We start from the raw sequence: 18320 nt of genomic DNA on the forward strand, positions 1-18320 counted from the left end.
AATTAAAAACCATCGCTATGATTGGCATCCAACAAGTAAAACAAGCGCTGCTCCCCACCCTATTGCTCTTTACCTTTTCAAGTGTAGTTCAGGCACAAAAACCTGAAATTAAATATTCACTCGAAGCACAAGCCATAGGCACAACGAACCAGGTTGTTCCTTTCTGGATGCGTTCCAACCAGTTTGGCTCCGTCCCACTTTCTGGATTATCGGGAAGCTTTATCGGAAAAGCGGAGAAAGCCTATCGTCCTGCAGACAGCCTTGCCAGGAAGAAACTTTTCGACTGGGGCTTCGGATTTGAAGCCCGGGCAAATGGAGGAAAAGGTTCGAATCTTCGATTGATCTCCGCTTATGCGAAAGGAAGAATGGGCATTTTCCAGCTTAAAGCTGGCAGATCAAAAGATGTGATGGGTTTAAATGGCGATAGTGTATTGAGTACCGGTAATTTTTCCGTTTCCGGGAATGCTCCGGGAATCCCAAAGCTGGAACTTTCTATCCCCAATTATTATACCCTCCCTATATTTGGCGGTCTCTTTGCTGTGAAAGGAAACTTTGTCCATGGTTGGTTGGGAAGAACGAGAATCCTGGACAGCATCATTGCCGGGCCCAGCATTAAATACTACATCCATGACGCGAAACCGGTCAGCTATTTCCATCAGAAATCATTATATGTACGGCTAGGAAAAGAAAATTGGCGCTTTAAAATGTATGGTGGATTCAACCATCAGGTTTTCTGGGGGAATGAAAATGCGGCCTATGGCGACAACTTCAAATTATCTCCTGCGGAGACCTTTTTATATGTTGTGACTGGAAAATCTTATGGAACAAAGGGAGTTCCTACCTCCAAAATAGGGAACCAACTCGGCTCTATTGACCTTGGAATGGAGTACGATTTCAATGACATTAAGGTCATGCTTTACCGACAAACCTTTTACGATGTTGGCGCATTGTCTAAGCTAGCCAATATTAAAGATGGCCTAAATGGGCTTTCATTGGAGAATAAGCGCTATAATACAACAAGTTCCGGTTTTGCCTGGAAGAAAATACTGGTTGAATTGTTCTATTCAAAAGATCAGGCAGGATACCCATGGTCTACCTTTACCAAATCTGGAGACGAGGATTATTATAACAACTTTTATTATAAAGATGGCTGGTCTTATCAGGGTATGGGAATCGGAAATCCACTGATCACTCCAAGGCATAATGCAAGAGCCGGGCAAGCGGTAAAACCAGCTGATTACTTCATCAACAACCGTGTGGTCGCATTTCATGCCGGACTTAGCGGAAGGGTTTACGACTGGGATTTCATGACTAAAGTTACCTATTCTGATAACTATGGAACTTTTGGAACCAGCAAATACGGAAACACTACAGGGAGCATCAAAAGTCCTATAAATAGTGAGATATTTGAGGCGGTCTCCCAATTTTCCTTTTATTTAGAAGGCACAAAGCCAATAAAACACGGATACAGTGCGGGTTTTGCAACGGCCCTGGATCAAGGGAAATTGTTGAATAATTCCTTTGGTCTGATGCTAAAATTGAAAAAGGATTTTCAATAGTAAAAGAAGAGTTTACCCTGTTTAATCAAAATTCCAGGCAGTATTGCAGCGCGATTTGCTACAATACTGTCTATGGAAAATGCCCCCCGGCATCTTTTAAAACCTAAAATCATCTGGTCAACACACCTTTTACCGCTAAAAGATGTTTTTCGTATTGGGCTACGATCAATTCCCAGTCGTAGATTTCCGTAATTTTATCACAGTTATTTTTTCTCATCATTTGATACTTTTCCTGGTCATAACGGACACTTTTCAGATGATCTGCTACTTCCTCTGCAGTACGGAAGTAAATTGCATCTTCCCCTAGTATATACCTGTTAAAAGGATTGTCATTGGCACACATTAAGCTATTAGATGCCATAGCTTCTAATAGCGATGGATTGGTACCACCAACGGTATGTCCATGGAAATAGATATTCGCATAGTACCGTAAGTTGTTTAAAATATCGATGTTGTAAATTCCGCCGATAAACTTAATCTGCGGATGACCTTCAAACTTCTCTTTTAAATAATTACCGTAAGTTGTTTCATGTTTACCCACCACTAAAAACGGGCGTTTGATGTTTGCTTTCGCTACGCCATCCAGGATAATTTCAATGCTATTTTCAGGCTCCAATCTGGCAATCAACATATCATATTGATAGGCAACCAGGTCGTAACTTTTAAGAACACCTATCGTAGGTTGCTCAAACAACGTGGCACCATAGGCAATAAAAGTAGAATCCGCTTGGTATTTTTCTTTCAAATAATCTTGAATTCCGATAGAATCAGAAATCAGGTGATCGCTATATTTTACACCTAATTTTTCCGCCCACTGTAGGAATTTCCTTACTTTATTAGAGTATTTCGTACGTTTCCATTCCAGTCCATCCATATTGGTGGTTACGACTACCTTCTTTGGCAACAACCATCCCCACACTGAACCACTGGTATAGCCCAGCTGTAAAATCACCTCACAATCCTGCTTCCTTACATCAAGGATACAGTTTAAATCATAAATAAACTGACCTGCTGTTCCAAGTTTATACTCAGGATCATAACAATGTCGTAGATCCACGCCATTCCATTTACCCTGTTGATAAGGGTGATTGTGCGAATTATAAACCAGAACCTCATGACCCTTTTTCACCAGACCCAATGCTAAATATTCTGCGCATTGCTCAAATCCTCCATAATGATTTGGGATGCCCCGGGTACCAATAATTGCTATTTTCATTATAGATTACTTAAATAAGTGTTGTATTTCATTCCAAATTCTATTTGCTATATTTTCCATTCCAATATCCGAAGGGTGCATCCCCACTCCTTGATTTTGATATTGCTGAATAGCCGTGTTTTTATTTCTGTCTTTATAAAGACCCTGTAGGTCTACGTAAATCCAATGGTTACGGGCACTGGCATCCATCATAATTTTATCGACATGTTGATTTGGCCAGAAGCTACCTACCAGACAAATTTTAATATCCTTTCCTCCAGATAGCTCTCTGGCAAAGCGATCCAAATGTTTGCCCAAAAGGTGCTTTACAGCCAATGTATCGTCGATGTTCTCTCCTATTTCAAGTACGATTAAATCTGGATTCCATGCTTTGAATTTTTTGAAATCACTGGCCTCATATTTCCAGAATTTCCGCTCAAAGGAATCGGCAATATTGGCCCAGGAAATTTCCGTTTCAGGACTTGCTGTTTTGATCTTTGACCTCAACAAATGCACAAAATCTTTATCTACGCTAGTTGCTGCCATTCCCCAGTTGCCCGACCAGCCTACAGCGGGTTTTGCCCCATGCCAGGTAATGCTATTTCCCAAAATCAAGACCTTCAATGGAATGGAATCCGGCAGTCCGTTGCCGTAAACGCGAAGGTTTACCGTTAAAATCAGGCTATAAAAAATTACTAAGGCTATTCTTTTAAACATTTTCATCTTATTAAACATCTTCTCCTCTTTCATTTGCGGCATTTTTCATGATCCATTTTTCATTTACATTCCTTTTCTGACTATAAGGCCTGACCATTTTATGGCCAACTTTACTCGTTGCTGCCGCATTTTCTTAACCTAAGCAGCTTTCCAATTCGGGGTTCTACTTTCTAATCATAAATACCTTTAATCACGCGGGCAGGAACGCCGGCCACAATAGAATTTGCAGGCATACTTTTGTTGACCACCGCTCCCGCAGCTATGATTGAATTATCCCCAATGGAAACTCCGGCCAGAATAGTCACCTTGGCTCCTATCCAGCAGTTCTCCCCAATAGTAATTTTTGCACGGGTAGTGCCCTGATTTTTGATCAGTTTATTTGGATCACTGTAATTGTGATTTTCCGGATGACAGCTAAAATATTGTCCAATGATGGTATTGTTTCCAATAGAAACACCACCAGAACCACCAATACTGGCAAATTGACCGATTCCCACTTGCTTACCAATATGAATAAACTCTCCTAAATTGTTAAAAGAAGTAGAAATGACCAATTGGGAATAAGCACCTATTCCGGAAGAATCTCCAATGATCAGTTTCCCTTTACCCAGGCCACTCAAATATACACCAGTATCAATTTTAACCCATTTTCCGATGCTGATGTGCTGATTATTGAACGTACGAACCCCGCTTCCTAAAAAGATTGGTTTCGGCTTTTTCAAATGAAAAACCTGGAACAATACCCCTCTAAAAAGCTCAAAGCTTTTACTGACTGCCAGATTGAATAAGGTACGGCTACTGATGTTTTCATCAAACTTGAAAGCAGGATTTCTCTTCCTGATGATCGATTGAAATAATGTTTTCATTCACGTATTAATTTGTTAGCGCCTTTTTTACGGCCTCCAAAAGTCCATTTTTATACATACCTGATGGTGTTAGCCATGCGCCTTCTCCATATTCATTCCAAGCATAAAGCACCGCGATCTGATCACTTGATTTGGTTGGATTATTTTCTAACACCCAATTTCTCAACCCTTGAACAGACTGAAAAACCGATGCAGGAGTATAGCCTGTAAAATGCGGGGAAGGTTTTTTTATTTTGTTCATTTCGTCCCATGGGCGGGGATCCCAGTTTAAGGTACTTACTGGAATATACGGCAGATCAAATTTCAAAAACTGACTCCAGACTGCCTTTTCCCTTTTGCTAATTGCAGTGATTGGGCTCAGCGATTGTCCATTGATTAAGGTTTGATCGTGGTAATTATATCCCGTTAAGACATCAAATCCACATTGTTTAGCCAGTGCGATCTCCTTTTCATCAGGAGCGACACTAATCCCAATATTTACTCCTTTTAAACCCCGATCTACTGCTGCTGCTCTCAATTGATCCAGTGCCGATTTAATCTTTGCTGCAGAACCAAATGAACTCATGAGCATCTTTAAGCTTAAGAAAGAAATCAAAGGCTTCTCATTAAACTTCAAATAAGCATTCATTTCAAAAAGATCAAGCCAAACTTTCGACACCTTATCCCAGTCGGCAGGACCAATAATATAGCCGTAATGATTGGCCACTAACAGATTGAATTTTAATCCTTGTTTATCTTTTGAGTTGACGAATAAACGGAGTGCATTATTTCTGGGTTCCTCTAGGTTCTTTTTAGAAAGATCAGAGTAATACCAGCAAAAACTGAAAAAATCAAGATTTGCATTTACTGCTGCTGTTACTTGCTTCCGCATAATTTGAGGCGTACTGGTTACCCAGCCCCAAATTGGAGCACGCTCTTTATAATTTTCCGTCAATGACCTGCTGATATGGCTTGTTTTACCCGTCCAGCCATCAAAGTAATAAGCACCAACTTTCAATTGAGCACCAGAATTGTTTTGTCCGTAAACAGGGCTGATACGCACAGCCAATAATGCCATAGCAATTAGAAAAATACTGCGGATTGATTTTTTCATTTAATTCAGATTAAAGGCCTCATCTAATTTTTTATAAAACCCGAGTAAAGAAAACTTTTCCTCATATACTTTTTTAGCGTTTTCTCCATGTTCTCTTAGCAAATCAGGATCAGCTATATACTTACTAATGGCATGAATGAAATCGGTTTTGTTACTTGGTTCAAACAGGAAGCCACTTTGCCCATGCTCAATAATTTCAGGTAAGCCACCATGATTTGCAGCAATAACAGGTTTACTTAAGCTCATGGCTTCAATCGCAATTCTACCAAAAGGTTCTGGCTTGGTGCTTGGTACAATCGCTACATCCGACCAGCTATAGACTTCTGCAGTATCTGAAACAAAGTCCATAAACTCCACTTTATCACTTAGGCCAAGCTGATTTACTTTTTTCTTTAAGTCAAGGACCATATCCTCATTTCCGGCAGAAGTACTACCAACGATTCTCAATAGCACAGGAGCATCGGGCATTTCAGCCAATGCTTCTATCGCGAAATCCTGTCCTTTCCAACTGTTAATTCTACCAATCAGCAATATTTTTAGTGCTTCTTTTTTTAACGCGTTGATTTCAGAGGCGACCTCTTCTCTTTCGATTCCGGTTGTAGGATTTCCATTGGCCAGGCTCCTCAGTTCATTTTTGGAATCCACAGGTATAGACTCCTGTTGTTCTATTTTGGCAAAGCCTTCGAATGCATTGTGAATCACCAGACTTTGGGCCAAAGGGCTAAAGCTATTCAAGGTAGATTGGGAATTAAATATGATTTTAGCTTTCGAACATTTCAAAAAGAAAGACAGTACTTTACTCAAAATACCATTTGGAATCTCCCGAATATGAATGATTTTCATTTGCTTTAGGAAGGGAGCCAGAAGATAAAAGTCAAGGATCACGGAAGTGTTCACATAGACGACATCATACTGGTCAAACAGCTTCTTTTTCGAGGAAAATGAAAACAATGGAAAAATAATTTTCCCCCATTGAAGTTTCAACAAATAGGTTTTACTTAACAAAGAGAGGTCCATGAAAATGATCTCCACCTTTAATTTTTCCAATTCATTAACCAAGGGGCCATTTCTAGGAAGAATAACGGTTATCTTTTCAAAGCTGGGCGACAAGCTCAGGTAATTTACTACCTGTAAGAAGCTCCGGTCAGAACCATACATATCAGCACTTTGGTGTACACAAATAATATTCATTGTTAAGCGATTACATTTTAAAAGATTTATTTCAATGATGATCAATTGTCAACATTGCTATTCCTTTATTTCAAAAATCTGGCATCCTGATATTTAAGCGCAAGCTTAAAAGACACTGCCATACTGTAAAAATAAACCAGCATCCTTGCCACCGGTCTGTCTGAAAGAATCTTTGGCCAGGTACTTTTCAAATTCCTAAAACGGCCCAGCATCACATCCGCTGAGGGATTCGACCACAATACCGTATCATGATCAAATTTGATAGGCAAAACACACAACTGCTTTTCAAATTTGGAGAAGTTGAGCATAAAGCCAGTATCAATTCCATAAAGACTCAGACGCTCATCGAATTTCATTTGATGCGTACAAAACACTTTTGCAGAGATCACCATACCACTGGTAATGGCCAATACGTTCTTTGCCGGAATGACCCCTGTTTTTATCTTTTTCCAGTGTTTTCCTTTGAAATAAACCCAGGAACCGGGGCTAACTACTTTTTCCTTATGGAGTACCAGGGGAAGAAACAGTGCTACCTTCGGGGATTTAAACAGCGCCTCGCTGAGCTTATCAAAATAATAAGATGGAATCTCAGTATCTTGATCTAACAGCAAAGCATAATCATAAGTATGCGCTGCAAGCACCTGGTTATAGAGTTTTGACAACCAGGTATTTTCAGCTGTCCAGCGATATTGAAACTGACCAAATTCCTTTTCAAGTTCATGGATTTGGGCTTCCGGACATTTCTCTGGACTATTATCCCAAATCACCAATTCTACTTCAAACAAATCTCTATGCTGTAACAACAACGTGCTAATGGTAGGAGATTCAGAAATCATCTTTTTATACAACACCACTAAAACGAGTAATTTCGGTTTAGAAAACTGCGTTTTCATGCTTGTAGCTGTTGTCTTTGGATGAAATACCGAGGGCTTTTTTTCAATATTTTTCATTTACTTATCAATTTGTCTGCTGCTGATCAAGCTAGATTAATTATATATTGCCAATCTTTTATCCATCAGTTTTTCATAAGAATTCTCTTCGTTTAAAGTGTTCAACGCATTCTTTGATAAACGACTTCCTAAGTCATCTGATTCGATAAGTTTGGCGATTGAAGAACAAAATTCCTGTGCTGTATTTCCAATTAAACAATCCTTCCCATTTTTAAAACACAATCCCTCTACCCCGACTTCTGTGGAGACGAATGGAATCCCCATATTTACAGCCTCAATGATTTTCATGCGAATACCACTACCAATACGAATCGGGACAATAAAAATGCTATTTGCCAGTACTGCTGACAGGTCTTCTACATAGCCCATGAAATTTACGGAACCCAGTTGTGCCTCATATTCAGTTATACTCGATTGGTGCCATTTTCCGATCACCATCAACTCCAGTTTAGGGTAATTTGATTTCAATCCGGTCCAACAATTTCTTAAGAACCAATCTAGTCCCTCTTTATTTGGAAAATGATCCTCTCCACCCAGAAAAACCAATTTATGATCAAAAGAATAATCCATTCCAGTTCCTAAAGCTTTGATCGGAACAGGGGATGATACCAAACGCGCTTTCTTAAGATCCTTTTCAAGAATGACCTTATCTACTTCCGAAAGTGTGCAGACCATATCATACTTTTCCAGGGCAGAGAGTTCAAATGATTTATTTCTTTTATACACCCGATTTAGGAATGCAGACTGAAAACTAAAAAGATCCAGTTCTCTCTTTTCCCTTACGAACCGCAGCTCGTGATGTACAAAAATCCGATAAGAACTTCTTGGAATATATTTTGCAAAAGAAATCAGCTGATGAAATTCCACCTGCACAAATTCGAAGTTATTTTCTAGCAGTACATTCCTGAAATGGTCAATGAATCCACGAGGGAAGCCAAAGCTTTTGGACCTGAAAAGTGTGGTATTCAACTTCAGGAGTCTATCTAAATTTGTTTTACAAAAAGCAGAAAACACGCCTTTACCAATTAGCCGGTTTAAAAATTCTGAGAACCGAAATAAGACGGAGCTAAACTTACCAGAAAGAGATTGTTCTGTGATCAGGTAAGGTTTAAATTTCACATTTGGCCATAATATTTTCAGCTGTTCCAGGTCTTTCTGGTCGGCAGCTTTCATGGTAAATGCAATGGTCATGTCAAAATGATGGCGCAACTCGTTATCGAATTCGAATTGGGCAATCCTGCCTCCCGAATTTAGAGGAAATGGCATATAGGGCGTAACAATTAATATCTTCCTCATTGTTGTCTATATTTAATTGAAAAAAAGGTGATGAAAAGAAATATGGGTAAAATGGCGGTTGAAAATGGAGCCCAGCCGGTAAGTCCATAAATTATGTAGGCTATAAACAGGCCGATCATACTCAGGGAAAGGATTTCATTGTGTCCCTTGCTAATTTCTTTTTTAGCTTTAAATATGTTGCCAAATAAAAAGCCAATCCACAAAATCATGCCCAAAATCCCCAGTTCAGCGAGGACAATCAGGTGAATATTATGGATCGGATTGATGGCAAAGAAATCGTCCATAGTCACCTGATTTACGATTCCCAAATGCTGGGATAGGTAAGAAAGATGCCCATTTAATCCTACTCCAATAATTGGCGAAGCATCAAACAAGTGGATGGCCATCAGAAAATGCACTATTCTGTTGTCGTACTGATCGGAAGAATCACTTCCCATGAAAAGTTCAGACAAAGGAGAATAGGCAATCAGGTACACCAATGCCAATACCGTTGGCACCACAAATTTCAGGACATTGCCAATGGAAAAAAGATTTTTATGGGCATTTTTATTCAGGTAATAACAAGCGGAAAGCGTGATGATCAATGCCAGATAGGAAGTTCTGGAATAGGTTAGAAAAATAATCAGTATGCACAGAATCAGTGCTATTTTGCTGGCCTTTTTTCTGAAGTCATAAAGATAGGTAGCTAGAAAGAATGCGGCAGTAATGACCATGAATAAAGCCAATCTGCCGGGGTGATTAAAGAAACCCACAGCTCCACTCCTCGTATCCAGCCTGGTGGCCCAAATTTCTGCAGACTCATGAAACAGCTTCGTCACCGCAGAGATACCCAATACCGGGAAACAAATGGCTAGAAAAAACTGTGCAACGGTTAATATCATCAGGCCATCAAACAGCCCATTCAGCACATCCTCCATACTCAGGAAACTGCTGAGCAGTTTAAATAAAAGTATGTTTGACAAGAAAAAGATGGCCAGTACCCAGGTTCCTGTAGGAAAAGAATTATAGGGATTCAGAAAAGATAAAATGAGCAGCAGCGCAATGCAATTGACCCAATTATTTGATTTAAAGGAATACTCCATCCATCTCCTTTTTGCAGAAGGCAATACCGCAATGATCATCCCTATGGTTAAGGAGATCATATAAATCGGTTGTACCGTTCCGGCTATCTCATTAAATTTCGGGGTATTTAATGCCTTTCCAAATTCAAATGGAATGCAAAAAATGAAAAAGCTGACCCACAGAAACTTGGTATCCTTATTTTTAGATTTAAGGGCTACCGATCTAAAGATATAGCAAAAGATGATCAGAAATAATAGTATTCCTTTACCCATGCGTATAGTTATTGGTAGTTTCTAATTTTACATTGTTGATGTTCTTTTTAACACTATTTTGAATAGCCGCGAAGTTCTTCGTAAACAGGCTGATCTTTTCTTTTGAGTTGTCCAGCTTATCATAATCAATCAGGCAAAGGTTTGGATCGATATCAAACAACTTCACCATGCCTTCAAATTTATTGGCGTAAGAGACCCCAAACATTGGCTTGGCATAGGTCAGCCCAGAAATTCCCAAATGCATTCTTCCGGTAATGGTAAAATCTACCAATGAAACATAACCTTTAAGCTCCACCCCGTTTTTGATTTGATCGGTATAAAAGCAGTCTACACCCTTCTCGCGAAAATATTCATCCAGAATACAGCTGATGGTACTGTCGCTGGCTTCATCACAAATGGGCCTGATGTCATGATAAAGAAACACAAAAGCATAGTTATCTGCGGCTAGAAACCCTTCCAGTAAACTCTTGAAGCCAGAAAGGTATTTATCAAAGCCAATCTTTTTAGCCTGGATGGCATTTGGGCAAACTCCAATTACAGTTTTGCCATTTGCGGTGACCCTAGCTACCCAGCTTTTATAAGTATCATAGGTTTGACTTTGATATACAGCCGGAAGATCCGGGCAAATAAAAGCAATGTCATTGGTGAGAATCAACCGGTCAGCAGGAATAAAATCTTTCATTCTGACATAAGATTCCACATCTCTGATTTTCAATTTAACATCTTTTGATACCGCTGAAAATTTAGCTTTCACTACTGGGAGTATGTTTTTGCTCACACTAAAGCCCGAGATCTGGGCTTTCACACCCATGCGATGTGCCAGCTCAATCACCCTTAAGCGGTTGATAGAATTGTGCACTCTATAAGTTCCATCCATGATATCTGCACCAATCACATACACTAAAGCGCAATCTTTGATCAGAAATAACAGTTTAAGAAAGTTAACCTTTTCATTAAACCCATCCAGGAATACTACATTTTTATTGATTGTTCTATAATCTTCTCTGATGATTTTATAACCATTTAGAATATTAACCTGCGCATCATTTGCGAAATTATTGATAAAGGAGGTGATCATAATGTCTTCTCCAAAACCACCATTCAAATTGGCAGCAGGAAGGACTAAGACCTTCCTTGCCTCTTTTTTACCCTTTACAAAAAGGGAACAAAAAAGGGCTAAATACCAGAATACCTCTACATAGATCCCTTTAAATACTTCTTTTAACTTATTCATCAATTATATATTAAAAATTATTTCTATTACCTTACTTCAACGATATCTGCAAGCGGTCTACGTTCTGAAATGGCGACGCTATAATTGTCTTTGAGGTGACCTACCGCTAAAAACATGATTGGGGCACAGTCACTGTCCATTTCCATAGCATTTGTAAATGCTTCGTACTGCTTTTTTGCATAGCTGGTATTCAGACAGCAAACGCCTAATCCTTTAGCATGTAAGCCTAGAACGATAGACATCGCAAACATTCCACCATCGATATAAACCTGATTTCGCTCATAAGCGAAAAAAGAAGACAGCTTCCCAGTGATGACAATTAAAGAGCTGATGTGCTCGCCAAAACCCTTATTGCCATTTTGCACATTCAAAAGCTTTCGCTTCAATTCCACATTGGAATGCTCAATCACATAGACCTTCCATGACTGTCTGTTGCATACTGAAGGCGTATACCTGGCCGTATCAATTACCTTAAGTATTGTGGCTGTAGGTACTGGCTCATCAGAAAAATCTCTGACACTATTTCTAGATTTGAAGAAACGTTCAAAATCAAAATTCAAGGTATCCAGAATCTCCTGTTTAGGAACCGTCTTTGTCCCTCCGGTTTTATTCAGCGTTGATTCATCACAACGCAACAATAACCGCTCTAATTTATCCTTTAATTCAGCAGACACTTGATGGTGGCCTTCATCAAAGTTCAGGTATTCACGAAGCGTGTAAGCGGTCATATCTGTAATCGCATCTACTCCATACTTCATCACATAATCATCCACAATATCTGCCAACGCAGCAATCCTCGGTCCTCCAAAGCCAGGACGTGGTTCACGAAGGGCCAATCCTTTTTCTACAGCGTGATATTCCTTCAGGATATATGCCTGCATCATTTCTTTACTTCTTAACTTGAATGAAGCAGATTCTCTTTTAAACTTCCGATAGTCATATATATAATCTTTAATAATCGACAACTGCGTCTGCTTCGATCTATAAAGCCTTTTAGCTGATTTTGGAACGATTTTTTTAATTAAATTTTTCATCCGGAGTGTTATAGTTTTTAAATGGTGATCTACTTAAATGCGCCGAAATGATTATTTTTCGGCGCGGGTTAAGTTCATGCTCAATTTATATTTGGTTGGTTTTAAACGTGTTTCAATTGCTTCCTTGCCTGCAGTTTATCGAACAAAGCTGAAATCATCTTCTTCAGAAATGACTTCTCATCCTCACAGAGTCCGAAGAGATAAATGCTCGTTGCAAAGACCAGGACTCCGGCAGCTCCGGTAAAGAAAAACCGGAATTGAAAATGGAGGTAAGAAACCGACAAATAACAGGTCAGGATCAATAGACAAAGGGGGATGATAATTTTATAAATGACATTAGAGAAGTAAAGGGAAATAGATAGTCCAGCGATACTTTTTAAGAAAAACAACCTCAATGTACAGGCGATTAATTCTACGAAACAATAACCGATAAAAACGTAGTATGGAGGATATCCTAACTTTAACAGGACATAGGCCAATGGTAAAGCGAGCAATAAAACGGAGCCTACCACCATTTGGTAAGCTTTTACTTTCCCTGTAGCCTGTACTGCGGATTGTAAACCAATCGTAAGCTGATTAATTAAAGTTGCGCATAACATTAATGAGCAAAATACCACCGTATATTCCGGAACAGTAGTAAGCCATAAGTTCAGGATTGTATTCATTTCAAAGATGCAGGGAACGGCTACGAATGCCAGTAAAAAGAATCCGAATTTGCTCCCGATCATAGACAGTCTCAACATCTTTTCCCGATTGGCAGCCCCTTCGCTTTTCATAATCTGAGGATTGATGGCACGAAGCAACGTAAAGGAGAAAAAGTTAAGTTGCGCTGCAACTTGATTGGCGATACCAAAAGCGGCATTCACTACCGTTCCTAAAAAGATATTCAATAAAATTGCCAGGCCTTCGGCCCTACCTAAGGCACATAGCGATCCGAATAAATTCCAACCCGCGAAAGAGGTCAGTTCCTTCATCAACTTAGTCTCCACTGAAAAAATTCCTTTCAAAGAACAGTCTTCATATTTACGGAAGCAATAAATGGCATATAGTAAAAAGCTGACGATACTAATTCCGGCGGTCAACAAGCCATAAACGGCCAATTTATCCTGGGCAACAATATACAAAAGGTAGGCGATTCCCAATTTCAACAGCGTTTCCACCACATTCACAATCGCAACCCAAAGCATATTTTCATGTGCCACCAAAGAACCGGTAAAAGGCACGGCAATCACTGTAAAGAAAACGGTAACGGACATAAAATGATAAATCATCTGAGCGATATGGATTCTATCCTGGGGTATATTCAAGAAACCATTGAACAAGAATAAACCTGCGATTTCCAAGCCCGAAACAATCACAATTCCAATCCCTAGATGGAGGATTAGACTATTTGAAAAAACCCTTTTTTGCATCGTCAGGTCATTTTTCCCCTGATAAAAAGACAGGTAGCGCTGGGTAGAAGTTGCCATTGCAGTATTTAAAAAAGAAAGCATGGCAATCAGTCCGGCAATCAGGTTAAAAAGCCCATAATCTGCCGCGCCCAACGCCGTTAAGACCAACCGCGTTGCATACAATGAAATCCCCATGGTGATCAACATCCGCGCATACAAAATGCCCATATTCATCACTACCTTATTTCCTGATTTCATTTGATATGATTGTTATTTTGATTTAAATAATTTATTGAAAAAACCTGTTTTCTGAGGGCTGGTTCCATAGTCCCCATAAGTGTAGCCATAGCCGTATCCCTTGGTGGCCTGGATGTCATTGATCACCACACTTAAACCCTTCATTTTTTGACTCTTTTGCAACTCATCCAAAATGCTCAGCTGCTGTTTTAGCGTATAGTTCTGTCTCACCACATAGATGCAGACATCTGCATAGGAAGCCATAAGTTGTGCATCTGTCACGATTCCTATTGGTGGTGCATCAATGATGATATAATCAAATTTTTGCTTCAATTCTTCCATAAGCGATTGTGTCCGTTCACTCAATAATAACTCTGCAGGATTTGGAGGTATCGGGCCTGAGCTGACCATAAATAAGTTCTCCTGAATTTTCAGTGGCATGATGATATCTTCGATTTTCAATGCTGTATTGGCGATGTAATTGGTAAACCCAACTGTCCCGGGAAGCTTTAATTTTGTGGAAAGACCAGGTTTACGTAAATCCAATTCCATCAGCAGCACTTTTTTATTTGCCAAAGCCAGAATGTGGCCGAGATTAATGGCAACAAATGATTTCCCTTCGCCAGACATGCTGCTGGTCAAGAGGATAACCTTCTCATTTTTATTCTTAAAGAAAAAGGAAAGATTAGTCCTCAATGCCCTGAACTGTTCTGAAATTGCAGAACGAGAACTATTGGCAATAGCCATGCTCTCATCCTGGTGGCTGATCTCTCCAATTATCGGCGCTTTTGTAGCCTTAGTTACATCTTCTTTAAGCTGTACCTTATCATTTAAAAGGTCTTTTATATACATTAATGCCATAGGGATGGCCAGTCCGGCGATCAATCCGAACAGGTAAACGTAAGCTTTCTTAGGACTAAATGGCTTGATCTCTGATTTAGCTGGGTCAATTGTTCTTGAATTTGCGATGTTGGCTGTCTTTGAAATGGCCGTCTCCTCACTTTTCTGCATGAGAAAGATGTAGAGCTCCTGCTTGATCTGTTGTTGTCTGGCGAGGTTCAGGTAATTTCGTTCCATCTGAGGAACATTTCTCACCTGGCCTTCTGCCTTTTTCATTTGCTCATTAATGCGGTTCCTGGTGATCACAAAACCATTTAGCGTACTGGCAATATTAGTTTCAATATCCGCTCTGGCACTCGAAATCTCCTTATCCATCAATTGAATGGTAGGGTTAGATTCTGTTACACCAATCATGCGTCTCGCCCTTTCTAAAGTCAGGGCATTATATTTTTCAACTACCCCATTGAATACCATATCTGTTGGGATCAATGAACTTGGCAATACTTTTTTATTCTTGCCTTCATCTTTTAGATAATTCTGTAAACTACTTAAAACACTGATTTGAGTTTCTATTTTCCCCAGATCATTCACATACTGTCCTGTTGTCTGCACCAATAACTTGGACTGCTCTGACATGTCCGCCAGGTTATTCTTCTGTTTGAAATTTTGAATATTTCCTTCCAGTCCGCCTAATTCACCGCTGATATGCACCAATCGATTTTGAATAAACTTTACCGTACTATCCGCAACTTCATTTTTATCTTTAAGATTAGCTTGTACATACTTTTCAATCAGTTTCCCTAAGACATCTTCTCCCTTCTTCGGGACGGCATGATTCATCGTTAAGTCAATAATGGTCACCTGCTTATTTTTAACTTCTACAGTTAAGGCAGACATCAGGTCAATGACGCGGGCATCCACAGACATAATTGAAAAACTATAATTTTCATTAGCGGGAGAAATTGCTGCATTTTCTACAATCTGAACCATTCCAACATCTGGAATCCTAAAGGAATGATTAAAAGCAACCAGGGTATCCAAGCCATCGGCAGTAACCGATACTTTTCCTTTTTCTACAAAACTAACCTGTACTTCGGTAGCCTTAATCGTATCTAATGGGGCTAAAACCTTTACTTGATAAGGAGATTCATATAATTCTACATTCTTAATTGCCCCTTTTCGGTAGTAGGTGACATTCAAATTCATGTCCTTAACGACCTCTTCCATAAGGTGCCTGGTTTTAAGGATCTCTGCTTCATTATCTACGGTACTTTTGGTACCTAAAAGACCACCAATGTCACCTAAAATATCACCACCTCCTGACAACCCAGATCCTTTTTTCTCATCATTTACCAGAACCCTTGCTGAAATTTTATAATAGGGCGTCTTATACTTCCCATATAAATAAGAAAGCGCAAGACAGAGGAATACGGATAACGCAATCCAATACCAATTGTCCAATAAGCGTAATAGGAGTTGTTTAACATCCAGGCCATCTGAATTTTCATGCGCGGTTTTATCTTCAGAATTTATGTTCTTCATTTAGTATAGTCTAGCAGTTAATAGAGTAATGGCGGTTAAATTCTTGAAAACAATACAATTAAAACAGACAATACCGTTCCAATAACCGCAAAAGTTTGTGTTCTTGCCTGATTCAATGAGGCTGCTTTACCTTTATTAGGTTCCACATAGATGACGTCATTCTGTTTCAGGTAATAAAATGGACTGTCAAAAATCCGGGAGGAATTAAGGTCTAAGCGTGCAAATTCTTTCTTGCCATCATTATCCCTGATTAATAATACATTTTCTCTTTTTCCAAAAATAGTGAGGTCACCAGCCATACCTAAGGCATCCAGTATACTCACTTTTTCATTTGGCAGGATATAAGAAGACGGTCTTGCTACCTCTCCTAATACCGTTACTTTGAAATTTGCATACCTGACCTGCACATTGGGATCTTTATAAAAGACGGTAGCTTTAGTTTTTAAGAGTTCTCGTGCCTGGTAGGTAGTTAGGCCTGCGACTTTCACCTTCCCAATAATAGAGAGATCTACTTCTCCGTTTTTATCTACGAGAAAGCCACTGGAAGCGGAAGTACTACTTCCTGCCGTCGCAATCGCAGCTACAGCATTGCTATTTACCGTCTGTCCGGCCAATTGATTTACCGGCATACCCGTAGTCGGGTCAATTGTTACCAGAGAAATCGATAAAATATCATCAGGATCTATTGTCAATCCCTTAAAAACAGTGGAATTTTCAATATTTGATTGACCATTAGCAGTAATATCCTGGAAATAAGGAACTTTTTTTGTCGTTGAACAAGAGTTCAGTAAAATAATAGAGAAAATAACCAAATAATTCAGGCATTTTCTTGACAACAAAACTTTAACCATAGTAATTTCGATCTAAAAAACGGCTTAATCACCAGAATCATGTGAAAGCAAAAATAATCGTTTTAAATTTCAATTACACCTAGCTACAAATGGGTATTTAGCTAGAAAAACAGCTCCATATTCTTAAAATCCACATTTCCTAGCTTAGCATATAGACGTCCAGTTTGTATTTCAAGCTTCAATGCCTGCAAATGTTTGTCGTGATGTAGGTCCGTTCCTGCTAAATCATAGTATTTCTTTTGAAGCAGGTATTCTGCGAGTCTTTTCACGTCTTTTCCATAATATCCGGAGATGGAAAGTAAGTTCAACTGAAACAATACGCCCATTTCTTTGAAACGATGAAAGCGTTGGTGTTTATCTTGATAAAAGCTATAGCGCTCAGGGTGCGCCAACACCACTACATATCCTTTCACCTGGAGGTTGAAAATGATTTGCTCAATATTCGGCATTTCCGAAATATAAGACATCTCTATTAAGATGTGTTTTTTGGGGAGACATACGAGGTCGTTGGTAATTTCGAAATCTTCATTCACCATGTACTCCGCTCCAGCATCAGTATTTATGGTTAGAGATGCTGCAGTTAAAGCCTGCCTGGTGCTTTCTAAGGTGTTTTCTATAATCACCCGGTCATTAGGGTACAATTCCGTAAAAATATGAGGTGTAGCCAGCAGTTTTCTAAAACCTAATTCTTGTAAGCTTTTCATGAAATTTACAGCCGTTGCCATATCCTTAGCACCATCATCAATAGCCGGAAGCCAATGAGCATGCATGTCAACACCTAACCATTCCATATGGTCGATGTGCGTTTTTTTGTTAAAAAAAGAAAACATCTTAGAATTTTTATTTTTTATGAAAAACAAGCCAACACTTCATAACCCCATACAAAATCTGCTTGTCGTTTTAACAAAAATACAATAGCGTTGGATTACCTGCGTTATATTTTGTTGATTCAACGTGTAATTAAAGCAATATACCCATTAATAGGTAGCG

The 18320-nt window shown here is 39.3% G+C and carries 15 protein-coding genes; 1 reads left to right on the forward strand and 14 read right to left on the reverse strand.

From position 1 onward, the window contains the following. Positions 1–17 precede the first annotated feature (17 nt). Entirely contained in the window at positions 18–1559 is a 1542-nt protein-coding gene (locus GM920_RS12795; RefSeq protein WP_182957831.1) for a capsule assembly Wzi family protein, read from the forward strand. A 109-nt stretch (positions 1560–1668) separates the two neighbouring features. Here the strand turns inward: GM920_RS12795 and GM920_RS12800 are convergent, their stop codons facing one another. The 14 genes from GM920_RS12800 to GM920_RS12865 form a co-directional block, all read right to left on the reverse strand. Beyond that, on the reverse strand, positions 1669–2775 hold the full coding sequence (locus tag GM920_RS12800; protein ID WP_182957834.1) for a DUF1972 domain-containing protein: 1107 nt from the start codon (positions 2773–2775) through the stop codon (positions 1669–1671). Positions 2776–2781: 6 nt separating this feature from the next. Beyond that, complete coding sequence (locus tag GM920_RS12805) at positions 2782–3504, reverse strand: SGNH/GDSL hydrolase family protein (RefSeq protein ID WP_235964519.1); 723 nt, start codon at positions 3502–3504, stop codon at positions 2782–2784. A gap of 137 nt (positions 3505–3641) precedes the next feature. Further along, positions 3642–4337, reverse strand: a complete 696-nt coding sequence (locus GM920_RS12810) for an acyltransferase (protein WP_182957840.1) — start codon at positions 4335–4337, stop codon at positions 3642–3644. A 7-nt stretch (positions 4338–4344) separates the two neighbouring features. Further along, positions 4345–5430 carry a glycoside hydrolase family 99-like domain-containing protein gene (locus GM920_RS12815; protein ID WP_182957843.1) on the reverse strand — a complete coding sequence of 362 codons (1086 nt, stop codon included), beginning with the start codon at positions 5428–5430 and terminating at the stop codon, positions 4345–4347. Then, the gene (locus tag GM920_RS12820; RefSeq protein ID WP_182957846.1) at positions 5431–6621 is read right to left on the reverse strand and encodes a glycosyltransferase family 4 protein; all 1191 of its coding nucleotides are present in this window, start codon (positions 6619–6621) and stop codon (positions 5431–5433) included. It abuts the gene before it with no gap. Positions 6622–6686: 65 nt separating this feature from the next. Further along, the gene (locus tag GM920_RS12825; RefSeq protein ID WP_182957849.1) at positions 6687–7571 is read right to left on the reverse strand and encodes a glycosyltransferase; all 885 of its coding nucleotides are present in this window, start codon (positions 7569–7571) and stop codon (positions 6687–6689) included. A 36-nt stretch (positions 7572–7607) separates the two neighbouring features. Then, complete coding sequence (locus GM920_RS12830) at positions 7608–8867, reverse strand: glycosyltransferase (RefSeq protein ID WP_182957852.1); 1260 nt, start codon at positions 8865–8867, stop codon at positions 7608–7610. Beyond that, entirely contained in the window at positions 8864–10201 is a 1338-nt protein-coding gene (locus GM920_RS12835) for an O-antigen ligase family protein (RefSeq protein ID WP_182957854.1), read from the reverse strand. The genes GM920_RS12830 and GM920_RS12835 overlap by 4 nt, the downstream gene beginning before the upstream one ends. Beyond that, complete coding sequence (locus GM920_RS12840) at positions 10194–11435, reverse strand: polysaccharide pyruvyl transferase family protein (RefSeq protein ID WP_182957857.1); 1242 nt, start codon at positions 11433–11435, stop codon at positions 10194–10196. The genes GM920_RS12835 and GM920_RS12840 overlap by 8 nt, the downstream gene beginning before the upstream one ends. Before the next feature lie 26 nt (positions 11436–11461). After that, positions 11462–12469 (reverse strand): nitroreductase family protein, encoded by a 1008-nt coding sequence (locus GM920_RS12845; protein ID WP_182957860.1) that lies wholly within the window; start codon positions 12467–12469, stop codon positions 11462–11464. 101 nt (positions 12470–12570) lie between these two features. Continuing rightward, entirely contained in the window at positions 12571–14118 is a 1548-nt protein-coding gene (locus GM920_RS12850; RefSeq protein ID WP_182957863.1) for a hypothetical protein, read from the reverse strand. A gap of 12 nt (positions 14119–14130) precedes the next feature. After that, positions 14131–16479 (reverse strand): GumC family protein, encoded by a 2349-nt coding sequence (locus GM920_RS12855; protein ID WP_182957866.1) that lies wholly within the window; start codon positions 16477–16479, stop codon positions 14131–14133. Between the two features lie 35 nt (positions 16480–16514). Further along, on the reverse strand, positions 16515–17330 hold the full coding sequence (locus GM920_RS12860; protein WP_182957868.1) for a polysaccharide biosynthesis/export family protein: 816 nt from the start codon (positions 17328–17330) through the stop codon (positions 16515–16517). Between the two features lie 101 nt (positions 17331–17431). Then, positions 17432–18160 carry a tyrosine-protein phosphatase gene (locus tag GM920_RS12865; protein WP_182957871.1) on the reverse strand — a complete coding sequence of 243 codons (729 nt, stop codon included), beginning with the start codon at positions 18158–18160 and terminating at the stop codon, positions 17432–17434. Positions 18161–18320 lie beyond the last annotated feature (160 nt).

The sequence above is a fragment of the Pedobacter gandavensis genome, assembly GCF_014172405.1.
Taxonomy (GTDB): domain Bacteria; phylum Bacteroidota; class Bacteroidia; order Sphingobacteriales; family Sphingobacteriaceae; genus Pedobacter; species Pedobacter gandavensis.